General features: G+C 69.3%; 19 protein-coding genes. 8 read left to right on the forward strand and 11 right to left on the reverse strand.

The window, feature by feature from the left end; all coding sequences use genetic code 11:
• Position 1 precedes the first annotated feature (1 nt).
• Both ACLJOO_RS05090 and ACLJOO_RS05095 read left to right on the forward strand, forming a co-directional pair.
• Entirely contained in the window at positions 2-1,279 is a 1,278-nt protein-coding gene (locus ACLJOO_RS05090) for a VWA domain-containing protein (RefSeq protein WP_410785646.1), read from the forward strand.
• Positions 1,276-2,073: an FHA domain-containing protein gene (locus tag ACLJOO_RS05095; protein WP_410785647.1), complete on the forward strand. Its 798-nt coding sequence runs from the start codon at positions 1,276-1,278 to the stop codon at positions 2,071-2,073. Before ACLJOO_RS05090 ends, ACLJOO_RS05095 begins: the two co-directional genes overlap by 4 nt.
• Here the strand turns inward: ACLJOO_RS05095 and ACLJOO_RS05100 are convergent.
• Together ACLJOO_RS05100 and ACLJOO_RS05105 are read right to left on the reverse strand one after the other, a co-directional pair.
• Entirely contained in the window at positions 2,070-2,531 is a 462-nt protein-coding gene (locus ACLJOO_RS05100) for a hypothetical protein (protein WP_410785648.1), read from the reverse strand. The two genes, ACLJOO_RS05095 and ACLJOO_RS05100, sit on opposite strands and share 4 nt — an antisense overlap.
• A 75-nt stretch (positions 2,532-2,606) precedes the next feature.
• Positions 2,607-3,539: a GNAT family N-acetyltransferase gene (locus ACLJOO_RS05105; protein WP_410785649.1), complete on the reverse strand. Its 933-nt coding sequence runs from the start codon at positions 3,537-3,539 to the stop codon at positions 2,607-2,609.
• 215 nt (positions 3,540-3,754) lie between these two features.
• Between ACLJOO_RS05105 and ACLJOO_RS05110 the strand changes: the two genes are divergently transcribed.
• Together ACLJOO_RS05110 and ACLJOO_RS05115 are read left to right on the forward strand one after the other, a co-directional pair.
• Complete coding sequence (locus ACLJOO_RS05110) at positions 3,755-4,180, forward strand: ribonuclease domain-containing protein (RefSeq protein WP_410785650.1); 426 nt, start codon at positions 3,755-3,757, stop codon at positions 4,178-4,180.
• A gap of 54 nt (positions 4,181-4,234) precedes the next feature.
• Positions 4,235-5,185, forward strand: a complete 951-nt coding sequence (locus ACLJOO_RS05115) for a glycoside hydrolase family 6 protein (RefSeq protein WP_410785651.1) — start codon at positions 4,235-4,237, stop codon at positions 5,183-5,185.
• Positions 5,186-5,253: 68 nt separating this feature from the next.
• On the opposite strand, the gene groL is transcribed toward ACLJOO_RS05115, so the two are convergent.
• The 5 genes from groL to ACLJOO_RS05140 form a co-directional block, all read right to left on the reverse strand.
• Positions 5,254-6,879, reverse strand: coding sequence for a chaperonin GroEL (groL, locus tag ACLJOO_RS05120; RefSeq protein ID WP_410785652.1), 1,626 nt, complete (start codon positions 6,877-6,879; stop codon positions 5,254-5,256).
• 228 nt (positions 6,880-7,107) lie between these two features.
• Positions 7,108-7,443, reverse strand: a complete 336-nt coding sequence (locus ACLJOO_RS05125; RefSeq protein WP_410785653.1) for an MmcQ/YjbR family DNA-binding protein — start codon at positions 7,441-7,443, stop codon at positions 7,108-7,110.
• Positions 7,444-7,479: 36 nt separating this feature from the next.
• Complete coding sequence (locus ACLJOO_RS05130; protein ID WP_410785654.1) at positions 7,480-8,340, reverse strand: PASTA domain-containing protein; 861 nt, start codon at positions 8,338-8,340, stop codon at positions 7,480-7,482.
• A complete protein-coding gene (locus ACLJOO_RS05135) occupies positions 8,337-8,828 on the reverse strand; it encodes a SigE family RNA polymerase sigma factor (RefSeq protein ID WP_410785655.1) in 492 nt (163 codons plus the stop codon). Before ACLJOO_RS05135 ends, ACLJOO_RS05130 begins: the two co-directional genes overlap by 4 nt.
• Before the next feature lie 49 nt (positions 8,829-8,877).
• Positions 8,878-9,630: a PASTA domain-containing protein gene (locus ACLJOO_RS05140; protein ID WP_410785656.1), complete on the reverse strand. Its 753-nt coding sequence runs from the start codon at positions 9,628-9,630 to the stop codon at positions 8,878-8,880.
• 117 nt (positions 9,631-9,747) lie between these two features.
• Between ACLJOO_RS05140 and ACLJOO_RS05145 the strand changes: the two genes are divergently transcribed.
• Positions 9,748-10,092, forward strand: coding sequence for a PspC domain-containing protein (locus ACLJOO_RS05145; RefSeq protein WP_410785657.1), 345 nt, complete (start codon positions 9,748-9,750; stop codon positions 10,090-10,092).
• A gap of 68 nt (positions 10,093-10,160) precedes the next feature.
• On the opposite strand, the gene ACLJOO_RS05150 is transcribed toward ACLJOO_RS05145, so the two are convergent.
• A complete protein-coding gene (locus tag ACLJOO_RS05150; RefSeq protein ID WP_410785658.1) occupies positions 10,161-11,126 on the reverse strand; it encodes a glycerophosphodiester phosphodiesterase in 966 nt (321 codons plus the stop codon).
• A gap of 172 nt (positions 11,127-11,298) precedes the next feature.
• Here ACLJOO_RS05150 and ACLJOO_RS05155 point away from each other — a divergent pair, with 172 nt between their 5' ends.
• Complete coding sequence (locus ACLJOO_RS05155) at positions 11,299-13,020, forward strand: ABC transporter ATP-binding protein (protein WP_410785659.1); 1,722 nt, start codon at positions 11,299-11,301, stop codon at positions 13,018-13,020.
• The gene (locus tag ACLJOO_RS05160) at positions 13,017-14,753 is read left to right on the forward strand and encodes an ABC transporter ATP-binding protein (RefSeq protein WP_410785660.1); all 1,737 of its coding nucleotides are present in this window, start codon (positions 13,017-13,019) and stop codon (positions 14,751-14,753) included. Before ACLJOO_RS05155 ends, ACLJOO_RS05160 begins: the two co-directional genes overlap by 4 nt.
• A gap of 52 nt (positions 14,754-14,805) precedes the next feature.
• Here ACLJOO_RS05160 and ACLJOO_RS05165 read toward each other — a convergent pair whose 3' ends face one another.
• Both ACLJOO_RS05165 and ACLJOO_RS05170 read right to left on the reverse strand, forming a co-directional pair.
• Positions 14,806-15,348 carry an rRNA adenine N(6)-methyltransferase family protein gene (locus tag ACLJOO_RS05165; RefSeq protein ID WP_410785661.1) on the reverse strand — a complete coding sequence of 181 codons (543 nt, stop codon included), beginning with the start codon at positions 15,346-15,348 and terminating at the stop codon, positions 14,806-14,808.
• Between the two features lie 61 nt (positions 15,349-15,409).
• The gene (locus ACLJOO_RS05170; protein WP_410785662.1) at positions 15,410-16,549 is read right to left on the reverse strand and encodes a CapA family protein; all 1,140 of its coding nucleotides are present in this window, start codon (positions 16,547-16,549) and stop codon (positions 15,410-15,412) included.
• A gap of 97 nt (positions 16,550-16,646) precedes the next feature.
• Between ACLJOO_RS05170 and map the strand changes: the two genes are divergently transcribed.
• A complete protein-coding gene (gene map / locus ACLJOO_RS05175; RefSeq protein WP_410785663.1) occupies positions 16,647-17,414 on the forward strand; it encodes a type I methionyl aminopeptidase in 768 nt (255 codons plus the stop codon).
• Between the two features lie 32 nt (positions 17,415-17,446).
• Here map and ACLJOO_RS05180 read toward each other — a convergent pair whose 3' ends face one another.
• The gene (locus ACLJOO_RS05180) at positions 17,447-18,463 is read right to left on the reverse strand and encodes an Rv2578c family radical SAM protein (RefSeq protein WP_410785664.1); all 1,017 of its coding nucleotides are present in this window, start codon (positions 18,461-18,463) and stop codon (positions 17,447-17,449) included.
• Positions 18,464-18,597 lie beyond the last annotated feature (134 nt).

Here is an 18,597-nt window from a genome sequence, read left to right on the forward strand (position 1 = left end):
GATGGCCGACTTCACCGCCTCCGTTTACCAGAACGAGTTCCTGCCGGACGGCGGGACCGACGTGCACGCCATCGTCACGGTGAACTGCACCGGCGCCGGCGCCGCAGGGCAGTCCGGCAGCGGCGACGCGGGCGAGATCATCATCGTCGACACCTCCGGCTCGATGGGTCGCGACGGTGTCCAGGCGGCCGCGTACGCCGCGCAGACCGCGCTCGACCAGATCCTCGACGGTGTCTGGTTCGCGGTGATCTCCGGCAACGACCGCGCGCAGCTGGCGTTCCCGCCGTCCGCGGAGCCGGTGATGGTCAAGATGGACCCGTACACGCGGCAGGCCGCGAAGGACGCCGTGTCCCGGTTCTACGCCGACGGCGGGACCGCGATGGGCACGTGGCTGCGGCTGGCGTCGCGGGTGTTCGCCACCGTGCCGTCGCTGACGCAGAAGCACGCCATCCTGCTGACCGACGGCGAGAACCAGCACGAGACGCCGGAGGCGCTGACCCAGACGATCCAGGCGGTGACCGGCCAGTTCCAGTGCGACACCCGCGGCGTCGGCGTCGCCTGGCAGGTGGACGAGGTACGCCGGATCGCGCAGGCCCTGCTCGGTACCGTCGACATCATCCCGGCGCCGGACCAGCTGGCCGCCGAGTTCTCCAAGCTGATCCAGAACGCGATGAGCCGTGGTGTCGCGCAGGCCGACCTGCGGGTGTGGGCGCCGCAGGGTGCGGAGGTGCTGTTCGTCAGGCAGGTCGCGCCGACGGTCGAGGACCTGACGTCCCGGCGTACGTCGATCAACCCGTTGACCGGGTCGTACCCGACCGGGTCGTGGGGTGACGAGTCCCGCGACTACCACGTGGCGATCCGGCTGGCCGCGAAGGCGGTCGGGCAGGAGCAGCTCGCCGCGCGTGTGCAGCTCGTGCTGGGCGACGACACGGTCGCGCAGGGCCTGGTGAAGGCGCTGTGGTCCGCGGACGAGGCGCTCACCACCCGGATCAGCCCGGAGGTCGCGCACTACACCGGACAGACCGAGCTGGCGCAGGCGATCCAGGACGGCCTGGCCGCGAAGGCGGTCGGCGACACCGCGACGGCGACCACCAAGCTCGGTCGCGCGGTGCAGCTCGCCGCTCAGACCGGCAACGAAGAGGCGACGACCCGGCTGCGGAAGGTTGTCGAGATCGACGACCAGGATACGGGTACGGTGCGGCTGAAGCGGACGGTCGAGAAAGCCGATGAGATGGCGCTCGACACGGCCTCCACCAAGACCACCCGGGTGCGGAAATGACCGTGAACTGTCCCAGTGGACACCCGTCCACCTCCACCGACTACTGCGACGTCTGCGGCCTCCCCATCCCGGCGGACGCCGGCGCAGCGGTCTCGGCAGCCAGCACACCCGCGGCTCCCGCGGCCGGCGCTCCCGCGGGTCCTGGGCCGAGCGCCGGCGGCACAGCGCCCGCGGGTTCCGCCGCCTCACCAGCTGGAGCTCCGGCGGCGCAGTCGTGCCCGAACTGTTCGGAGGCCGCCGCCCCCGACGCTCTGTTCTGCGAGAGCTGCGGGTACGACTTCACCACCGGCACCATGCCGCGGCCGGCCTCGTCGCTCGACCTGTCCGCCGGTCCGGCTCCGGCGACCCCACCGGCGACACCGTCGGCACCGGCCGCGCTGGCCGAGTGGGTCGTCGAGCGCTGGGTCGACCCGGACTGGTACGCCGTACAGCAGAGTGACGACCCGTGTCCGTCGCCAGGGCTGCCGGCAGTGATCCCGCTGACCGAGAAGAGCCTGCTGATCGGCCGGCCGTCCCGTAGCCGCGGCATCTCGCCGGAGATCGACTGCGGCGACGACACCGGCGTCAGCCGCCGGCAGGCCCAGCTGACCACCGACGGCCAGCGATGGTGGGTGGAGGACCTGCAGTCCTCCAACGGCACGTACGTCGCCTCCGCCGCCGGACCGCTCCCGGAGACCCCGATCATCCCGGGCCAGCGTCAGGAGCTGAACCCCGACGACCGCGTCTACGTCGGCGCCTGGACCCGCCTCGTCGTCCGCAAGGCAACCCCGGAAGAGCAAGCCGGGCAGGCTTAGGCCTTTGCGCCGGGTTGGGCCTGTTGGGTCCAGCCCGGCGACGGGTTGAAGCACAGCCACTCGATCACGGCCGAACCGACCACGACCGGGAGCGCCCAAGCCCACCACTGGTGCGGCAGGGAGACGACCGCGATCGCGGTCCACAGTGCCACCCAGCCGCCGCCGTACCCGCGCAGGACGCCGCGGTACCAGAGTCCTCCGGGCGCCTCGGCCGCGCGTTGGCCGACGTACACGAACAGGTACGACGCGATCGTGATCGGCCAGAAGTACCAGAGCCGGCCCCAGTCGTACGGGACCATCACCAGCGCGGTCAGGCAGACCGCCGCGATCGTCCAGTGGTAGACCTCGCCGACCCAGTTCAGCCCGCGGCGGCGCAGCGTGAGCACGATCGCCAACGGGCCGAACAGGACTGCGAGCACGCCCGCCAGCACATGCAGGATCAGAGCGATGTCGCGCATCGCCCCGCTCCCCCGAAACTCTCTGACATGTCAGGGAGCATAGGGATTCGGGGCGTGCACGTCTCTACCTCGCGCTCAGTTCTCCGGGAAGGCCAGTACCCGGCGGACCGCGAAGTTCCGGTAGCCCTGGCGCTCGAAGCTCTTCGCCATCGGGATGTTGCCGAAGTCGGTGTCGGCCCGGATGTTCTCGGCGCCGGTCTCCGCGAGTTGGTGCGTGAGGTCGGCCAGCAGGTCGTTGATCAGGCCCTTCCCGCGGTGCTCCGGCACGATGCCGAGATACCCGACGACCGGCCCGCCGGCATTCGCCGACGGCAAGTGGAACCCGACCAGCTCGCCGGTTTCGTCGTGCGCCAGCCGCCACCAGTCGCGGTCGCCCCGCATCGACTTGTACATCGCCAGCTCTTCGCGGGCCGCGCCCTCGACGCCGAGTCGCGCGATCTCCCGCGCGGTCGCGGCGTCGAGACTGCCCACGCTGACCCGCATGAACACGTCGACGAACGCTTCGTCGTCGGCCGGATCGAACTTCAGCCGGGTGGGCCGCTCCGGCAGCCCGTACTCCGGCTTCCATTCGTAGCGCAGCCGATCGGTGATCCCGCTCATCCCGACCGCGGCGGCCGCCTGGCTCCGCGTCTGGAGCGCCGCGACGACGTCCGGCTTGTCCTGCCAGTCGCTGTCCAGGAAGAAGTGGTACTCCGGCGGCTCGGCACCGGCGGGCCGGGACGCGACGGCGTACTTCAGCAGCTCGGTCCAGACCGGGACCGGGTCGCCTTCACCGGCGTAGTAGAGGCCGTCGATGCTGTACGGGTGGTTCTCGCCCGGGACGCCCCACCAGATCGCGAGGGCCTGGATCGCGCCGTTCTCCTCGACGACCCAGTTCCAGTCGTGCTTGTAGTAGCCGGCGGCAACGTACTCGCGGTACCGCTCGACGGTCACGGTGTTGACGGACTTCTGCTCGATCAGAGCAAGGATGGTGTCGAGGTCGGCCTCGACGGTGTTGCGGATAGTCACAGATCCTCCAGCAGGAGGCGCGCCACTCCGCTCAGTGCGAGCTGTGCGAGCGGACCGGGCGCACCGGGAAACAAGTCAGTGTCTTCATCGGTCGCTCCTTCCGCTCCGGGATCTCTCTCGCCGCGCCAGACTTTAGGGGTACGCCGGGGTCATAGTCCAGCTGTTATTCAGAGCTGGGATGTACCGGCGTCGTTCCGGGCGGGAAGCCTCCGGGCATGAGAACCCTCATCGCCGCCGTGACCCTGGCTGCCACCGCCGCCCTGGGCTCCACGGCCTACGCCGCCCCAACCCCTACCTCCGCCTCATACGCCACCTCGTCGTACGTCACCGCGCCGCAGGTCACCGCGATCGACACCTGCGCGCTCAGCTCGCTGCCGTCGCAGGCCGCCGACACCCTCGACCTCATCCACTCCGGCGGACCGTTCCCATACGACCAGGACGGCACCGTCTTCTCGAACCGGGAGGGCATCCTCCCGGACGAGTCGAACGGGTACTACCACGAGTACACCGTGATCACGCCCGGCTCACCCGACCGCGGCGCCCGTCGGCTGGTCGGCGGCGGCGCGATGACCACGCCCGCACACGTCTACTACACCGGCGACCACTACGCCTCGTTCTGCGAGGTCGACGAGAACAGCTGAGCTGCCGAAGAGTAATGTCGTCGGCACGTTGAGTGATCAGGAGGATCCTTCACGATGCCGACCACGCGTCCGGTAGTTGCCTTCCTTGTGCTGACCGCCGCGCTGCTCGTCCTCGGCCGGCCCGAATCCGGGCTGGCCGAGGCGACCGGCGATCCGTTGAAGCTGACCACCGGGTTCTACGTCGATCCGGCGTCGCCCGCGGCTGCCTACGTACGGCGGCATCCGGAGGACACCGAGCTCGCGTCGAAGATCGCCGCGCAGGCGTCGGCGCGCTGGGTCGGAGCGTGGAGCGGGGACGTGAAGGCGGGCGTCACGGCGTACACGACGGCAGCCGACAAGGCGGGCAAGTTGCCGGTGCTGGTGACGGACAACCTCCCGGGACGCCAGTGCGGGATCGGGGGCGGGGCCGCGTCCGAGGCGGCGTACCGGACGTGGATCGCAGCGGTGTCGGCCGGGATCGGGACGCGGCCGGCGGTGGTGGTTCTCGAACCGGACGCGCTGGCGCGACTCGACTGCTACCCGACGTCGGAGTGGGACGGGCGGATCGGGCTGCTGAAGTACGCCGTCGGGGTGTTGGCGGCGAAGAACCCGAACACGTGGACGTACCTCGACGCCGGGAACGTGACGTCCGGTGACGCGAAGGAGATGGCGCGCCGGCTGCGGCTCGCGGATATCGGCAAGGTCCGCGGGTTCGCCCTGAACACCGCGAACTACTTCACCACCGAGCAGTCGGCCACCCGCGGCTCCGAGATCTTGCAGGCCCTCGGCGGCGGCACCCACTACGTCATCGACACCAGCCGCAACGGCAACGGTTCCGACGGCAGCTCCTGCAACCCACCCGCCCGCAAACTAGGCACTCCCCCGGCGCGCACCCCCGCCCCCGTAGACCTCCACCTCTGGCTCCGCACACCGGGCGAATCCGACGGCCCCTGCGGCCTGACCCCAGACCTCCCCACCCGCACCTTCTCCCCACTCCTGGCCCACCACCTCATCACCGGCACATAGCAAGCGGTCCCGAGCTGCTGCTCGGGACCGCTTGGTGTGCTGCTGTGTGCTGTTGGACTACTTCTGGATCAGAAGTCCATGCCGCCCATGTCGGGCGCGCCGCCCGGAGCGGCTGCTGCCTTCTCCGGCTTGTCGGCGATGACGGCCTCGGTGGTGAGGAACAGGGCCGCGATGGACGCCGCGTTCTGCAGCGCCGAGCGCGTCACCTTGGCCGGGTCGATGATGCCGGTCTTGATCAGGTCCACGTACTCACCGGACGCGGCGTTGAGGCCCCAGCCCGGCTCGAGGTTGCGAACCTTCTCCACCACGACGCCGCCCTCGAGGCCGGCGTTCACGGCGATCTGCTTCAGCGGCGCCTCGACGGCCTTGCGGACGATCTCCGCACCGGTCGCCTCGTCACCCTCGAGGTCCAGCTTCTCGAACGCGATCACCGACGCCTGCAGCAGCGCCACGCCGCCACCGGCGACGATGCCCTCCTCGACGGCCGCCTTCGCGTTGCGAACGGCGTCCTCGATGCGGTGCTTGCGCTCCTTCAGCTCGACCTCGGTGGCCGCGCCGACCTTGATGACCGCAACACCGCCGGCCAGCTTGGCCAGGCGCTCCTGCAGCTTCTCGCGGTCGTAGTCGGAGTCCGACTTCTCGATCTCGGCGCGGATCTGGTTCACCCGGCCGGTGATCTGGTCGGCGTCGCCCGAGCCCTCGACGATGGTCGTCTCGTCCTTGGTGACGACGATCTTGCGGGCCTGGCCGAGCAGCTCCAGGTCGACGGTGTCGAGCTTGAGGCCGACCTCCTCGGAGATCACCTCGCCGCCGGTGAGGACGGCGATGTCGACCAGCATGGCCTTGCGGCGGTCACCGAAGCCCGGCGCCTTGACGGCGACGGCCTTGAAGGTGCCCTTGATCTTGTTGACGACCAGGGTGGCCAGGGCCTCGCCCTCGACGTCCTCCGCGATGATGGCCAGCGGCTTGCCGGTCTGCATGACCTTCTCCAGCACCGGGACCAGGTCCTTGATGCTGCCGATCTTGCTGTTCACGACCAGGATGTACGGGTCGTCGAGGACGGCCTCCATCCGGTCCGTGTCGGTCACGAAGTACGGCGAGATGTAGCCCTTGTCGAAGCGCATACCCTCGGTGAGCTCGAGCTCGAGGCCGAAGGTGTTGCTCTCCTCGACGGTGATGACACCTTCCTTGCCGACCTTGTCCATCGCCTCGGCGATGATCGAGCCGACCTGGGTGTCCGCGGCCGAGATGGACGCGGTCGCCGCGATCTGCTCGCGGGTCTCGACCGGCTTGGCCAGCGCCAGCAGCTGCTCGCTGACGGCCTCGGTCGCCTTCTCGATGCCCTTCTTCAGGCCCATCGGGTTGGCGCCGGCGGCGACGTTGCGCAGCCCCTCGCGGACGAGGGCCTGGGCCAGCACGGTGGCGGTGGTCGTACCGTCACCCGCGACGTCGTCGGTCTTCTTGGCAACTTCCTTGACGAGCTCGGCCCCGATCTTCTCGTACGGGTCCTCGAGCTCGATCTCCTTGGCGATGGAGACGCCGTCGTTGGTGATCGTGGGTGCGCCCCACTTCTTCTCCAGAACGACGTTGCGGCCCTTCGGGCCGAGCGTCACCTTGACGGCGTCGGCGAGGGTGTTCATTCCCCGCTCGAGGCCGCGGCGCGCCTCTTCATCGAAAGCAATCAGCTTGGGCATTCTCCGCGAGTCCTCCCGCGTCGAGTCTTTGTGGTTCAGCCGGCCCGGATGCCCGCGACGGACGGCACCGATCCGCGACGCTCATGTCCCGCCGCGCAACAGCACCTCATCGAGGCCGTCTTCTTGCACACTCCGCCGGGCGCGAGCTCTTATCACTCTCACCCATGGAGTGCTAACCAAGTATTAGCACTCGACCCAAGCGAGTGCAAGCCAGCCCCTACCCGGCGCTCAGTTGTCCAGCTGGGCGATCAGGTACTTCGGGGCGGTGAGGCGCCAGGCTTCCGTGACCAGTTCGCTGAGCTCTTCCTCGTCGGCCAGCTCCACCTGGATGAGGACCCAGGCGAAGCGGCCGCCCTCCCAGGAGGGTGTGTAGACCTCCGGGTCTTCGGCGACGAGCGCCTCCTGCTCCTCGCGGAGCGCCTTGAGGTGCAGGCGGGTCTGGTCCTCGGACAGGTACGCGAAGCTCTTGTTGCGGACCTTGAAGACCGGCTGCCCCGCCCACCCCTCCTGCTCCTCGGCGCCCGGCAACCCCGCCATCACCTTCACCACCGCCTGCACGTCCATACCCAGCACGCTAGGCATCCCCACCGACAGTTCTGATCAGCGAGCGACCGTCACGGTCACGGTGGAGCCGACCGTCAAGATCGTGCCCGCGGTGGGCGAGACGCCCAGGATCGTGCCGGGCGGGTAGCTCGGCGACTTCACCTGCTTGTACTGCGCTTTGAGCCCGGAGGCCGCCAGCACCGGCGCGTAGGACTTCGCGACGGGATTGAGCGCCGTGCCGAGCGACCGGTAGCTGGGGACGCCGGACAGGTCCGGCACGATCTGGATCGGGGCCAGCATCCGGTCGACCTCCTCGGCGCTGGTCGACGATTCGGCCCGGAACCACACCTTGAGCGACGGGATGCTCACTGTGCTGCCACAGGTCGTGACCTTCGCCGTGCCCTTCGCCTTGGGGTAGAAGGAGGGCGAGCAGGTCGTCCGCTGCCGCTCGGCGCGGACTCCGTCGATCTCGAACGTCTCGTCGGCGTGGAAGTCGACTCTCGGGCGCCCGTAGTACACCGCCATGCTCTCGACCCCGGGGGGACGGTCCGCCTTGCAGAACTGCGCTGCGCTCGGGTCGTCGAGGAGGAGTGTGTCCTGTTGTGGAGTGCCGCACATGCTCTTGTTGACCGGCCAGTCCCCCGGTATGGCGATAACGGCGTGGCCGAAGCCGACCAGCCGCAGCGTATACGGCGTTGGGGACGGGGTGGGTGACGTAACGGGGGCGGTCTGGTCGGGAGAGGTCAGCAGGGTGGTTCCGCCGACTACGGCAGCGACAGCGACCGCAGCAGTGGCTGTGAGTCCCGCCGTACGGCGGCGTCCGCGGCGGGTCGCTCCGGCGTGGAGGGCGTCCAGTGGGGGTGGGCCTACGGGGGTCTGGTCGGCGGTGCGGGCCAGGAGGTCGGTCAGGTCGGTCATCGGGTTTCTCGCAGTTCTGCCAGGTGTGGGTCCTCTGCCAGGGCCTTCACCGCTCGGGATAGTCGGCTCTTGACCGTGCCGGCGGCGACGCCCAGTACGGACGCCATCTGCTGCTCGCTGAGGTGCGCGTAGTACCGCAGTACGACGGCTGTGCGCTGGTCACCCGGCAGGCGGTCGAGTGCACGCATCACGGCGTCCGTGTCGTCGACACCTGCCGTCTGGTCACCGCCCGGGGACTCCGGGAGCGACGCGGACGGCAGCTCACCGTGCCAGCGACGTCTGCGGGAGGAGCGGAAGCAGTTGACCAGCATGCGGTGCACGTACGCGTCACGGTCCTCCGCTACCCGCACCCGGTTCCACTTGAGCAGGCACCGCTCCAGGACGGACTGAACGAGATCCTCCGCTTCAGGCGGCGTACACCCGAGCAGAACCGCGGACCGCACCAGCGTGGGCCAGCGTGCGGTGACGTACTCAGTGAACTCGTCCATACCCCTCCTCACCCCTACAGACAGGGTGACGGGCACCAGAGGTTCCGACCTACTTGATAACTGTCAGCGTGACCGTTTGGCCGGGGCTCAGCAGGGTGCCGGGACGCGGAGAGACGCTCACGACGCGGCCTGGCTTGTACACGGTTGACGTCCTGGTGAGGATCTCCGTCCTCAGCCCCAGCTCCTGGACCAGCTTCGCGTACGCCGTACCGTCGCGGGCCTCGTCCAACGACCACGAGCTGGGTACGCCGACCCGGTCCGGCAGGATCTGGATCCGGGCGAGGATCTGATCCACCTCGTCGGCACTCGTCGACGACGAGGCGCGGAACCAGACGTGCAACGACGGGAAGCCCACTGCGCCCCAGCACACGTCGTCACTCGCACAGCTGGTCTTGCGGCGCTCGGCGTACACACCGTCCACAGTGATCGTCTCGTCCCTCTGGAAGCCGCTCGGCGGGACCGTGACAAGCTCCACGCTGTCAACATCCGGCGGGCGCGGCAGGTCGCAGTACGACGCAGCGGACGGGTCGTCGATCAGCACGGTGTCCCGGTGCGGCGTACCGCAGCGGCTGGCGTTCGTGCCCCAGGCCTTCGGCACGGTGATCGCCACGTGCCCGAAGCCGACCGTCCGCACCGCCACGGGCTCCGGGGTCGGCTCTGGGGTCGTGATCAGGGTCCCCGTGCCGCTGGAGCTCAGCAGGTTGGTGACGCCGATGACGGCCACCACCGTGGTCGCTGCGGCAACCGACGCCAGCACGCCCCGGCCACGGCCGGGGGTCGTACCGGTGCGCGGAGGCTCCACCCCCTAAGTCTCCGCGCTGACGAAGCGTCTTGTCACGAAAGTCGTCAGGGGTGGATCAGGGGTCGGTCGGTACCGATCCTGATGTGGCGCGGGGTCCCGGGGCGGGAGAGTAGAGCCATGACGAACTCCAACGCACCGTTCCAGAACCTGTCCGGCAAGGTCCTCCGTCGTTCCGCCAACCAGCGGATGCTCTCCGGCGTCTCCGGCGGCATCGCCGACTACCTGAACGTCGACGTGACCCTGGTCCGCCTCGGCTGGGTCGGCCTCACCCTGATCACCGGCGGCGCCGCGCTGATCGGCTACGCGGTCGCCTGGATCGTGATCCCGGAGTCCGACGGCAAGGCGGTCTGGCAGAACGTCCAGCAGTCGGTCAACCAGAACCAGAACCAGGACACGACCGAGGACGACATCGCTTCCCGCCTCTACGACGACACCAACAACAACAAGCCCCCGGCGGCGTGAGCATGACTGCGCCCACCAGAGGCGCAGCACCCCAGGCGGGGTGATCGCGGGCAGCGGTCACCCCGCTGCTACACGTTCAGGGCGGGTTTGCGGAGTGCTGCGACTGCCTGGTCCGGGTGGTCGGCGAAGACGCCCTGCAGGCCCAGTGCGGCGAAGCGGGCCAGCTCGGTCGGGAAGTCGGTCCCGGTCGGCAGGAAACGGCGCTCGGCGCGGAACGTCCACACCTGGACCCCCAGACCGGCGCGGTGGGCGTGGTCGACCAGGCGGGTCGGTTCCCCGAGACAACCGTCCGCGGTGCGCGGCACGACCAGGTCCTTGTACGGCGCCAGCACCTGCGCGTACGTCGCGATCTCCCGAAGCCCTCGAGGCTCGATCAAGTCGGCGTACGTGCGCCCGTCACCGGTCCGCAGGAAGTCGTTCGGTGCGCTCTCGGAGTCGATCAGCTGCACCAGTGGCACCCGTGTCATCACCGACAGCCGCCGCAGGCTCGTCGGCTCGAACGACTGGATCATGATCTCGTCCGGACGCAGCCCGAGCGCCAGGATCCGCTCGGTGAGCAGCTCCTCCAGCGGCAGGCCGAGCCGCCGGAAGTACGCCGGGTGTTTGATCTCCGGCAGTACCCCGATCGGCCGTCCCAGCCGCGCCGACTCCCGGCGCGCCAGCGCGACCACCTCGTCGAAGGTGGGGATCTCCTCCAGCCCGTCGTACGCCGTGTTGTTCGCCCGGAGCGCCGGCATCCGCTCGCGGGCCCGGAGCGTCCGCAGCTCGGCGAACGTGAAGTCCTCGACGAACCAGCCGGTGACCGCGGTCCCGTCGACGATCTTGGTGATCCTCCGGTCGGCGAACACCGGGTGCTCCGCGATATCCGTCGTACCGGAGATCTCGTTCTCGTGCCGGCAGACCAGGACGCCGTCGAGGGTGGCGACCAGGTCGGGCTCCAGGTAGTCGGCGCCCTGGGCCGCGGCCAGCCGGTAGGCCGCCGGTGTGTGTTCCGGGCGGTAGCCACTCGCTCCCCGATGCGCGATCACCAACATGGATCCAGGACAGGGGCCGGACATGACCCGGTGGGAACCCGTTGCCCAACGCAAGGTGAAGCTCTACCGACCGTCACCGCGCCCGGCGTGCCGAAAGGTGCCGTTCGGAGGGTCGACAGGTGCGAGTAATTCGCATGCGGCTGTCGGTGGCGGCACCTAGCCTGGGAAGGCTATGAGACAACTGCCGCTCGCCGATCCCGGCGTCCCGAATCATCGCTCGCCGGCCCGTTACCTGTGGTGGGTGGCGGGCGGCCAGGCACGCACGCTCGCGGGCGGGATGGCGTTCGGCATCCTGTGGATGGCGGCGCAGGCGTTCATCCCGGCGATCCTCGGGCGAGCGATCGACGAGGGCATCGCGGCGCGCGACGGCGAGCGGCTGCTGCGCTGGACCGCGGTGCTGTTCGCGGTCGGTGTGGTGCAGGCGACGGCGGGCATCATGCGGCACCGGTTTGCGGTCACCAACTGGCTGACCGCGGCGTACCGGACGGTCCAGGTGGTGACACGGAAGTCGGCCGACCTCGGCGCGACGCTGCCGAAGCAACTGGCCACCGGCGAGGTGGTCAGCATCGGCGCGGGCGACCTGTCCTACATCGGGAACCTGATGGAGATCTCGGCCCGGTTCGCCGGCGCGATCGTCGCGTTCGCGGTGGTCGCGGCGATCCTGCTGTCGTCGTCGACCGTGCTCGGTCTGGTCGTACTGATCGGCGTACCGATCATGTTGTTCTGCCTCGGGCCGATGCTGCGGCCGCTGCACAAGCGGCAGTCCGCGCAGCGCGAGGCGGTCGGAGAGCTGAACTCGCTGGGCTCGGACATCGTGGCCGGTCTGCGCGTGCTGCGCGGGATCGGCGGCGAGGAGTCGTTCTCCCAGCGGTACCGGAGCGAGTCACAGCAGGTGCGAAAGGCCGGCGTACGGGTGGCCGGCATCCAGTCCGTGCTCGACGCGGCACAGGTGCTGCTGCCAGGCATCTTCGTCGTGCTGGTGGTCGGTCTGGGTGCGCACTTCGCTCTGCACGGTGACCTCAGTGCCGGCTCGCTGGTCGCGTTCTACGGGTACGCGACGTTCCTGGTGCTGCCACTGCGTACCGCGACCGAGTTCGCCAACCAGCTGATGCGTGGACTGGTCGCAGCGGGCCGGGTCATCCGGGTGCTGAAGCTGGAGACCGACATCACCGACCCGGCGACACCGGTGCGGCTGCCGGACCACGGCGACCTGGTCGACCCGGTCTCCGGCGTCCGCGCCCGCGACGGACTGCTCACCGCGGTCGTCTCCGCGGAGCCGGACAGCTACGACAAGCTCGCAGACCGCTTAGGTCGGTACGACGAGGCAAGCGAGGTCAGGTACGGCGGCGTGACGCTGGCCAGCGCTACGCGGGCAGATGTCCGCGAGCGGATCCTGGTGAGCGACACGGGCTCCCAGCTGTTCACCGGTGTGCTGCGCACGGAGCTGGACCCAGCAGGTCGTCGTACTGACGACGAACTGATGGCTGCGCTCCGTACGGCGTCCGCGGAGGACGTGCTCGTCGCGCTGCCGGACGGGCTCGACTCCGAGGTCGAGGAGAAGGGCCGCTCGTTCTCCGGCGGACAGCGCCAGCGGCTGGTGCTGGTACGGGCGCTGCTCGCCGACCCGTCCGTGCTGGTCCTGGTCGAGCCGACCTCCGCCGTGGACGCACACACCGAGGCACGGATCGCGGACCGGCTGCGCGACCACCGGTCCGGCCGCAGCACCGTCGTACTGACCGCCAGCCCGCTGCTGCTCGACCGCGTCGACGAGGTGATCTTCGTCGCCGCCGGCCGAGTCGTTGCCACCGGCAAGCACCGCGAGCTGCTCGAGAGCACCCCGCAGTACCGCAGGACCGTCACCCGCCAGACCGAAGAAGAGGAGGCCCTCCGATGAGGCAGATCCTGCCCGTGGCCGGGTCGGCCGAGATTCGGCGGCATGCCCGGCGACTGGCCCGGCGGCACCCGCGCAACCTGACGATCGCGCTGGTGCTGCACGGGCTCGCGGCGGTCAGCGGGCTCGCGGCGCCGCGGCTGATCGGCGGCCTGGTGGAGAACGTGCAGAACGGCACGACCGCCGCCAAGGTCAATGTGGTGATCATCGTGATCGCCGGCTTCATCGTCGCGCAGTCGCTGCTGACCCGCTGGGCGCGGTACCGGTCGTTCGCGCTGGGCGAGCAGGTGCTGGCCGAGCTGCGTGAGGAGTTCGTCGACAACGCGCTCGCGCTCCCGATCGGCACGGTCGAGCGGGCCGGCACCGGCGACCTGCTGTCCCGGACGTCGCGGGACGTCGACACGCTGTCCCGGACCGTGCGGTTCGCAGTGCCGGAGACGATCATCGCGTTCGTGACCGTGATCTTCACCGCGGTCGCCACGCTGCTGGTCGGCGTCTGGGTGCTGGTGCCGATGGCCGCGATGGTCCCGCTGCTCTGGCTGAGCACGAAGTGGTACCTGCGCCGCGCCAAGGACGGGTACCTCCGCGAGAACGCGGCGTACGCGCAGATGACCAGCTCGCTCGCGGAGACGGTCGAAGGCGCGCGGACGGTCGAGGCCCTGCGGCGGTACGACGACCGCGTGCGGCGCGGTGACGTGGACATCCGCGGAAGCTACCTGGCTGAGCGCTACACGCTGTTCCTGCGGACGGTGTACTTCCCGGCCGCCGAGCTCGGGTATCTCGTACCGGTCGTCGGCACGCTGCTGTTCGGCGGCTGGATGCACCTCAACGGACATGCCTCGCTGGGCGCCGTGACGGCCGCCGTGCTGTACGTGAACCAGCTGATCGACCCGGTCGACAGGTTGCTGTCCTGGCTGGACGAGCTCCAGTCCGGTGGCGCCGCGTTCGCGCGACTGCTCGGGATCAGCGACGTACCGGACGACCGGACGCCGTCGGGCCGGGAGCCTTCCGGTGAGCTCGTTGAGGCACGTGACGTGCGGTTCTCGTACGTCGAGGGCCGCGACGTACTGCACGGCGTCGACCTGACGATCCAGCCGGGCGAGCGGATCGCGATGGTCGGGCCATCCGGTGCGGGCAAGTCGACACTCGGCCGGTTGGTCGCGGGCATCCATCCGCCGCGGACCGGTTCGGTGACGGTCGGCGGTGTGGGGATGACGGAGCTGCCGCTGGACGAGCTGCGCAAGCAGGTCGCGCTGGTGACGCAGGAGCACCATGTCTTCGTCGGAACGCTGCGGGACAACCTCTCGATGGCGCGTCCGTCCGCAACGGACGCGGAGCTGCTCGACGCACTCGGCGCGGTGGATGCGCGAGAGTGGGCTGTGGCACTGCCGGACGGGCTGGACACTCGGGTCGGTTCCGGACAGCTGGGGTTGACGCCGGCGCAGGCGCAGCAGCTGGCGCTGGCGCGGCTGGTGCTGGCCGACCCGCACACGCTGGTCCTCGACGAGGCGACGTCGCTGATCGACCCGCGGGCCGCGCGGCACATGGAGCGCTCACTGGCCGCCGTACTGGAAGGCCGGACGGTCATCGCGATCGCCCACCGCCTCTACACCGCCCACGACGCCGACCGCGTCGCAGTAGTAGAAGACGGCCGCATCTCAGAACTAGGCAGCCACGACGAACTCGTAGCCCGCCAAGGCTCCTACGCCGCCCTCTGGAACTCCTGGCACGGCTGACAGCAGAAACCCCCGCGAGGTCACCTCTGACCTTGCGGGGGTTGCGCTCCTTCTAGCGTTTGCGCAGCACCAAGACTGCTGAGTCGACATGCGGCGGTGGGGTGAATGCCCTGCGGGGAAGGCGAAGTCCGAGCGACGGGTCGTAGTGGCGGAACCACCGGTTCGCCCCGGGCGCGTCACCGCGAGCCCACCGATTCGCCACCTGCCGCTGCAGCACCAGATCCGCCGACACCAGGTGTGAACCCGGCGCCAGCAAACGCTTCAGCAACAAGGTGGAGATGTTGTACGGCGGACTCGACACCACCCGGAACGGCCGCGACGGCAGTCGCAGATCACCGGCATCGGCCCGGACGACCGTCACCGGCGCGTCCGCGAACCGCCGGCGCAACCGATCGGCACGACCGGGGTGGAGTTCGACAGCGACCACCCGGGCGCCGGCCCGGACCAGCGGCGCAGTCAGCGCGCCGAGTCCGGCCCCGACATCGAGAACGAGCTCACCGGGAACGATCCCGGCCGCGTCCACAACCCGTTGGGCCCAACGACTATCGAGCGGATGCCATCCCCAGGCACCCCTCGCCTGCCCGGAGGCGGGCACGACGGACCATCACGAAGTACGTAATCATGCGCCCGACCCTAGACCGCCGCGACGCCTTGACTCAAAGCATTTTCGGCGTCGCGCCCAGTGCCGTCACAGTCTCCGTCGTACGGCGCTGCGCCAGCTCGAGCCGACTGCGCCGGGCGGTGTCCTTCGCGAGTTCCCGCCGTACGTCGAGGACTCGTACCGGCAGGTCGTCGGTCATCAGCAGCGGCGCGTACTCGGCCTCGGTCTGCCATCCGTTTCCGTTGCGGGTGAAGGTGAAGCGGGTCAGCAGTCCTTCGGCCTTGCGGCTCGCAGGTTCCCGGTGCGCGGCGACCAGGTTCCCGTGCCCGTAGGCGATCCACTTGCCGTCGATCTCCTGCATCGGCTGGACGACGTGCGCATGGTGGCCGATCACCAGGTTGATGTTGCTGTCGGCAAGTAGCTGCGGCCCGACCTCGCGCTGCTGATCGTCGAGCTTGTTCGAGTACTCCGTACCCCAGTGGCAACTGACCAGGACCAGCTCGGCGCCGCGGTCGCGGGCTTCTTGAGCCTTCAGCTTGATCGTCTTCGCGCTGATCGTGCTCGCCCGCCAGGTCTCGCCGTTCGGGTATGGCAGCCCGTTGAAACCGAAGGTGAAACTGAGCGACGCGACCTTCACTCCCCCGACGTCGACGATCGTGATCTGCTCCGCCTCGGCCCGCGATCGCGCCGTACCGGCGTGCTTCAGGCCGACCTTGTCGAGGGTGTCGAGTGTCCGGTCGACACCGGCCGCGCCGCCGTCGAAGCTGTGGTTGCTCGCAGTCGTGCAGAGGTCGTAGCCGGTCTGCTTCAGCGCGGTCGCGATCTGCGGCGGACCCTGGAAGAGCGGGTAGCCGTGGTACGGACCGCCTGCACGAGCCAGCGGCGTCTCCAGGTGCGCGATCGCGAGATCCGCCTTCTGGACAAGGGGCTTCACGCTGCTCATCAACGGCGCGAAGTCCCAGCGGCCGTTGTCGCCGTCGCGTTTCGCGGTGGTCCACAGTCGTTCGTGGAGCAGTACGTCGCCGGTCGCGACGACCGTGATCCGCTCAGCCGGCTTGCTCTGCTTCGGCTCCGCCGTCTGCGTCGGGCTGTCACCTGTCGTGTTCGCGAACGTGTCAGCCAGGCATCCGCTGGTCGCCACCGCCGCGGCTCCAGCGAGCATTCCCCCGAGCACCGCGCGTCGTCGTACCGCCATTCCGTCCCCCAAGCCCTAGTTGTCGTTGAAGACGCTGCGCAGGGCCTGTTAGTTGGGGTTGTGGTAGAAGTGCCGGTATAACTATCCCGGAGGAATCATGGTCGAGTTGAAGACGCCGGCGCAGATCGAGCAGATGCGCGCGGCCGGGCGGGTCGTCGGTACGGCGCTCGCAACGGTGAAGAAGGAAGCCGCGGTCGGCGTCTCCTTGCGTGAACTCGACGAGGTGGCCCGCGAGGTACTGCGTTCCGCCGGGGCGGTGTCGTTGTTCGACGGGTACCAGCCCGGATTCGCGACCTCGCCGTTCAGCGGCGTGATCTGTACGTCGGTGAACGACGCCGTACTGCACGGGCTGCCGTCCGACCATCGGCTCGCCGACGGCGACCTGCTCAACGTGGACTGCGGCGCCTCCATCGACGGGTGGTGCGCGGACTCGGCGATCAGCTTCTGCGTCGGTACGCCGCGGGCCGAGGACCTGGAACTGATCGCGACGACCGAAGCGGCCCTCGCCGCCGGGATCGCGGCCGCTGTCGAGGGCAACCGGATCGGCGACATCGGCGCCGCCATCGGAGCGGTCGGGGACCGGGCCGGCGTCGGCACCAACCTGGACTTCGGCGGCCACGGCGTCGGCCGCCGCATGCACGAGGAGCCCCACATCCCCAACGGCGGCCGCCCCGGCCGCGGCCTCAAACTCCGCGCCGGCCACGTCTTCGCGATCGAGCCCTGGTTCTGGTCCGGCGCCGGCTCCACCTACAGCATCGACGAAGACGGCTGGACCCTCCGCTCCGCCGACCGAACCCGCGGCGCCCACGCCGAACACACCGTAGCCATAACCCCCAAAGGCCCCCAGATCCTCACCCTCCCGTAGCACCGCGTGGGATGCTCACGTCCGCCTTCCCCTCAGAACAACGGTTCCTGGGACGGCTTGGGGCGGTGCATGCCGTTGATGGGTTGGGTGCGGTGGGTGGAGGTTCGGGCGAAGCCGTGTTTGGCGAGTAGTGGGCGGAGCTTTTGGTCGAAGGACTTGCGGTAGCTGGGGGATGCGTTGGGGCCGTGGGCGTAGAGGGAGGTGTAGCGGCTGACGAGGTTCGGGTGGTCGTGGGACAGCCATTGCATGAACCACTCTTTGACGCCGGGGCGCAGGTGGAGGAGTAGCGGGGTTACGCCGGTGGCGCCGGCCGCGGACAGTTGCGCCAGGAGATCGTCCAGTTCGTCTGTCGAGTCGGTGAGCCAGGGAAGGACAGGAGCGACCATGACGCCGCAGGGGAGGTCTGCGTTGCGGACGGCTCGGATCAGGTCGAGGCGGCCGCGGACCGAGGGAACGCCGGGTTCGAGGCGGCGGCGGAGTGCTTCGTCGCCCAGGGCGAGGGAGAGGCCGATGCCGACGTTGACCTCGGCGGAGGCCGCTGACAGCAACTCCAGATCCCGTCGAAGCAGGGTGCCCTTGGTGAGGATGGAAAGTGGAGTACCAGACGCCGCGAGGGCCTCGATGATGCCCGGCATCAGGCGGTAGCGGCCCTCGGCGCGTTGGTACGGGTCGGTGTTGGTGCCCAGGGCAACCGGTTCGTGGCGCCAGGACGGGCGGGCGAGTTCGCGGCGCAGGACGTCGGCCACGTTCGTCTTCACGACGATCTGCTGGTCGAAGTCCCGGCCGGCGTCGAGTTCGAGGTACTGGTGGGTGGGCCGCGCGAAGCAGTACCGGCAGGCGTGCGAACACCCGCGGTACGGATTGACGGTCCAGTTGAACGGCAGCGCCGTACCGGGCACGGAGTTCAGCGCCGACCGCGCCAGCACCTCATGGAACGTGATCCCCTGGAACTCCGGCGTCGTCACCGACCGGACCAGCCCCGCGATCGACCCGAGCCCCGGCAACGTCCCCGGAGTCTCGGCATCAACCCGCTGCCCTGCCCACCTCATGCATCACAGTCAAACACATGTTCCCTTAATAGTCATCGCCGTTCACTGAGGGACGAGGATTCTGGAGCCTTTGCGGCGACGTTCGCGGAGTGATCCACTGGGCTGACGTGCGGTCGGTCGAGACGAGTGAGGTT

Origin of the sequence: Kribbella sp. C-35 (genome assembly GCF_046549195.1) — a bacterium.
In the GTDB taxonomy this organism is placed as follows: domain Bacteria; phylum Actinomycetota; class Actinomycetes; order Propionibacteriales; family Kribbellaceae; genus Kribbella.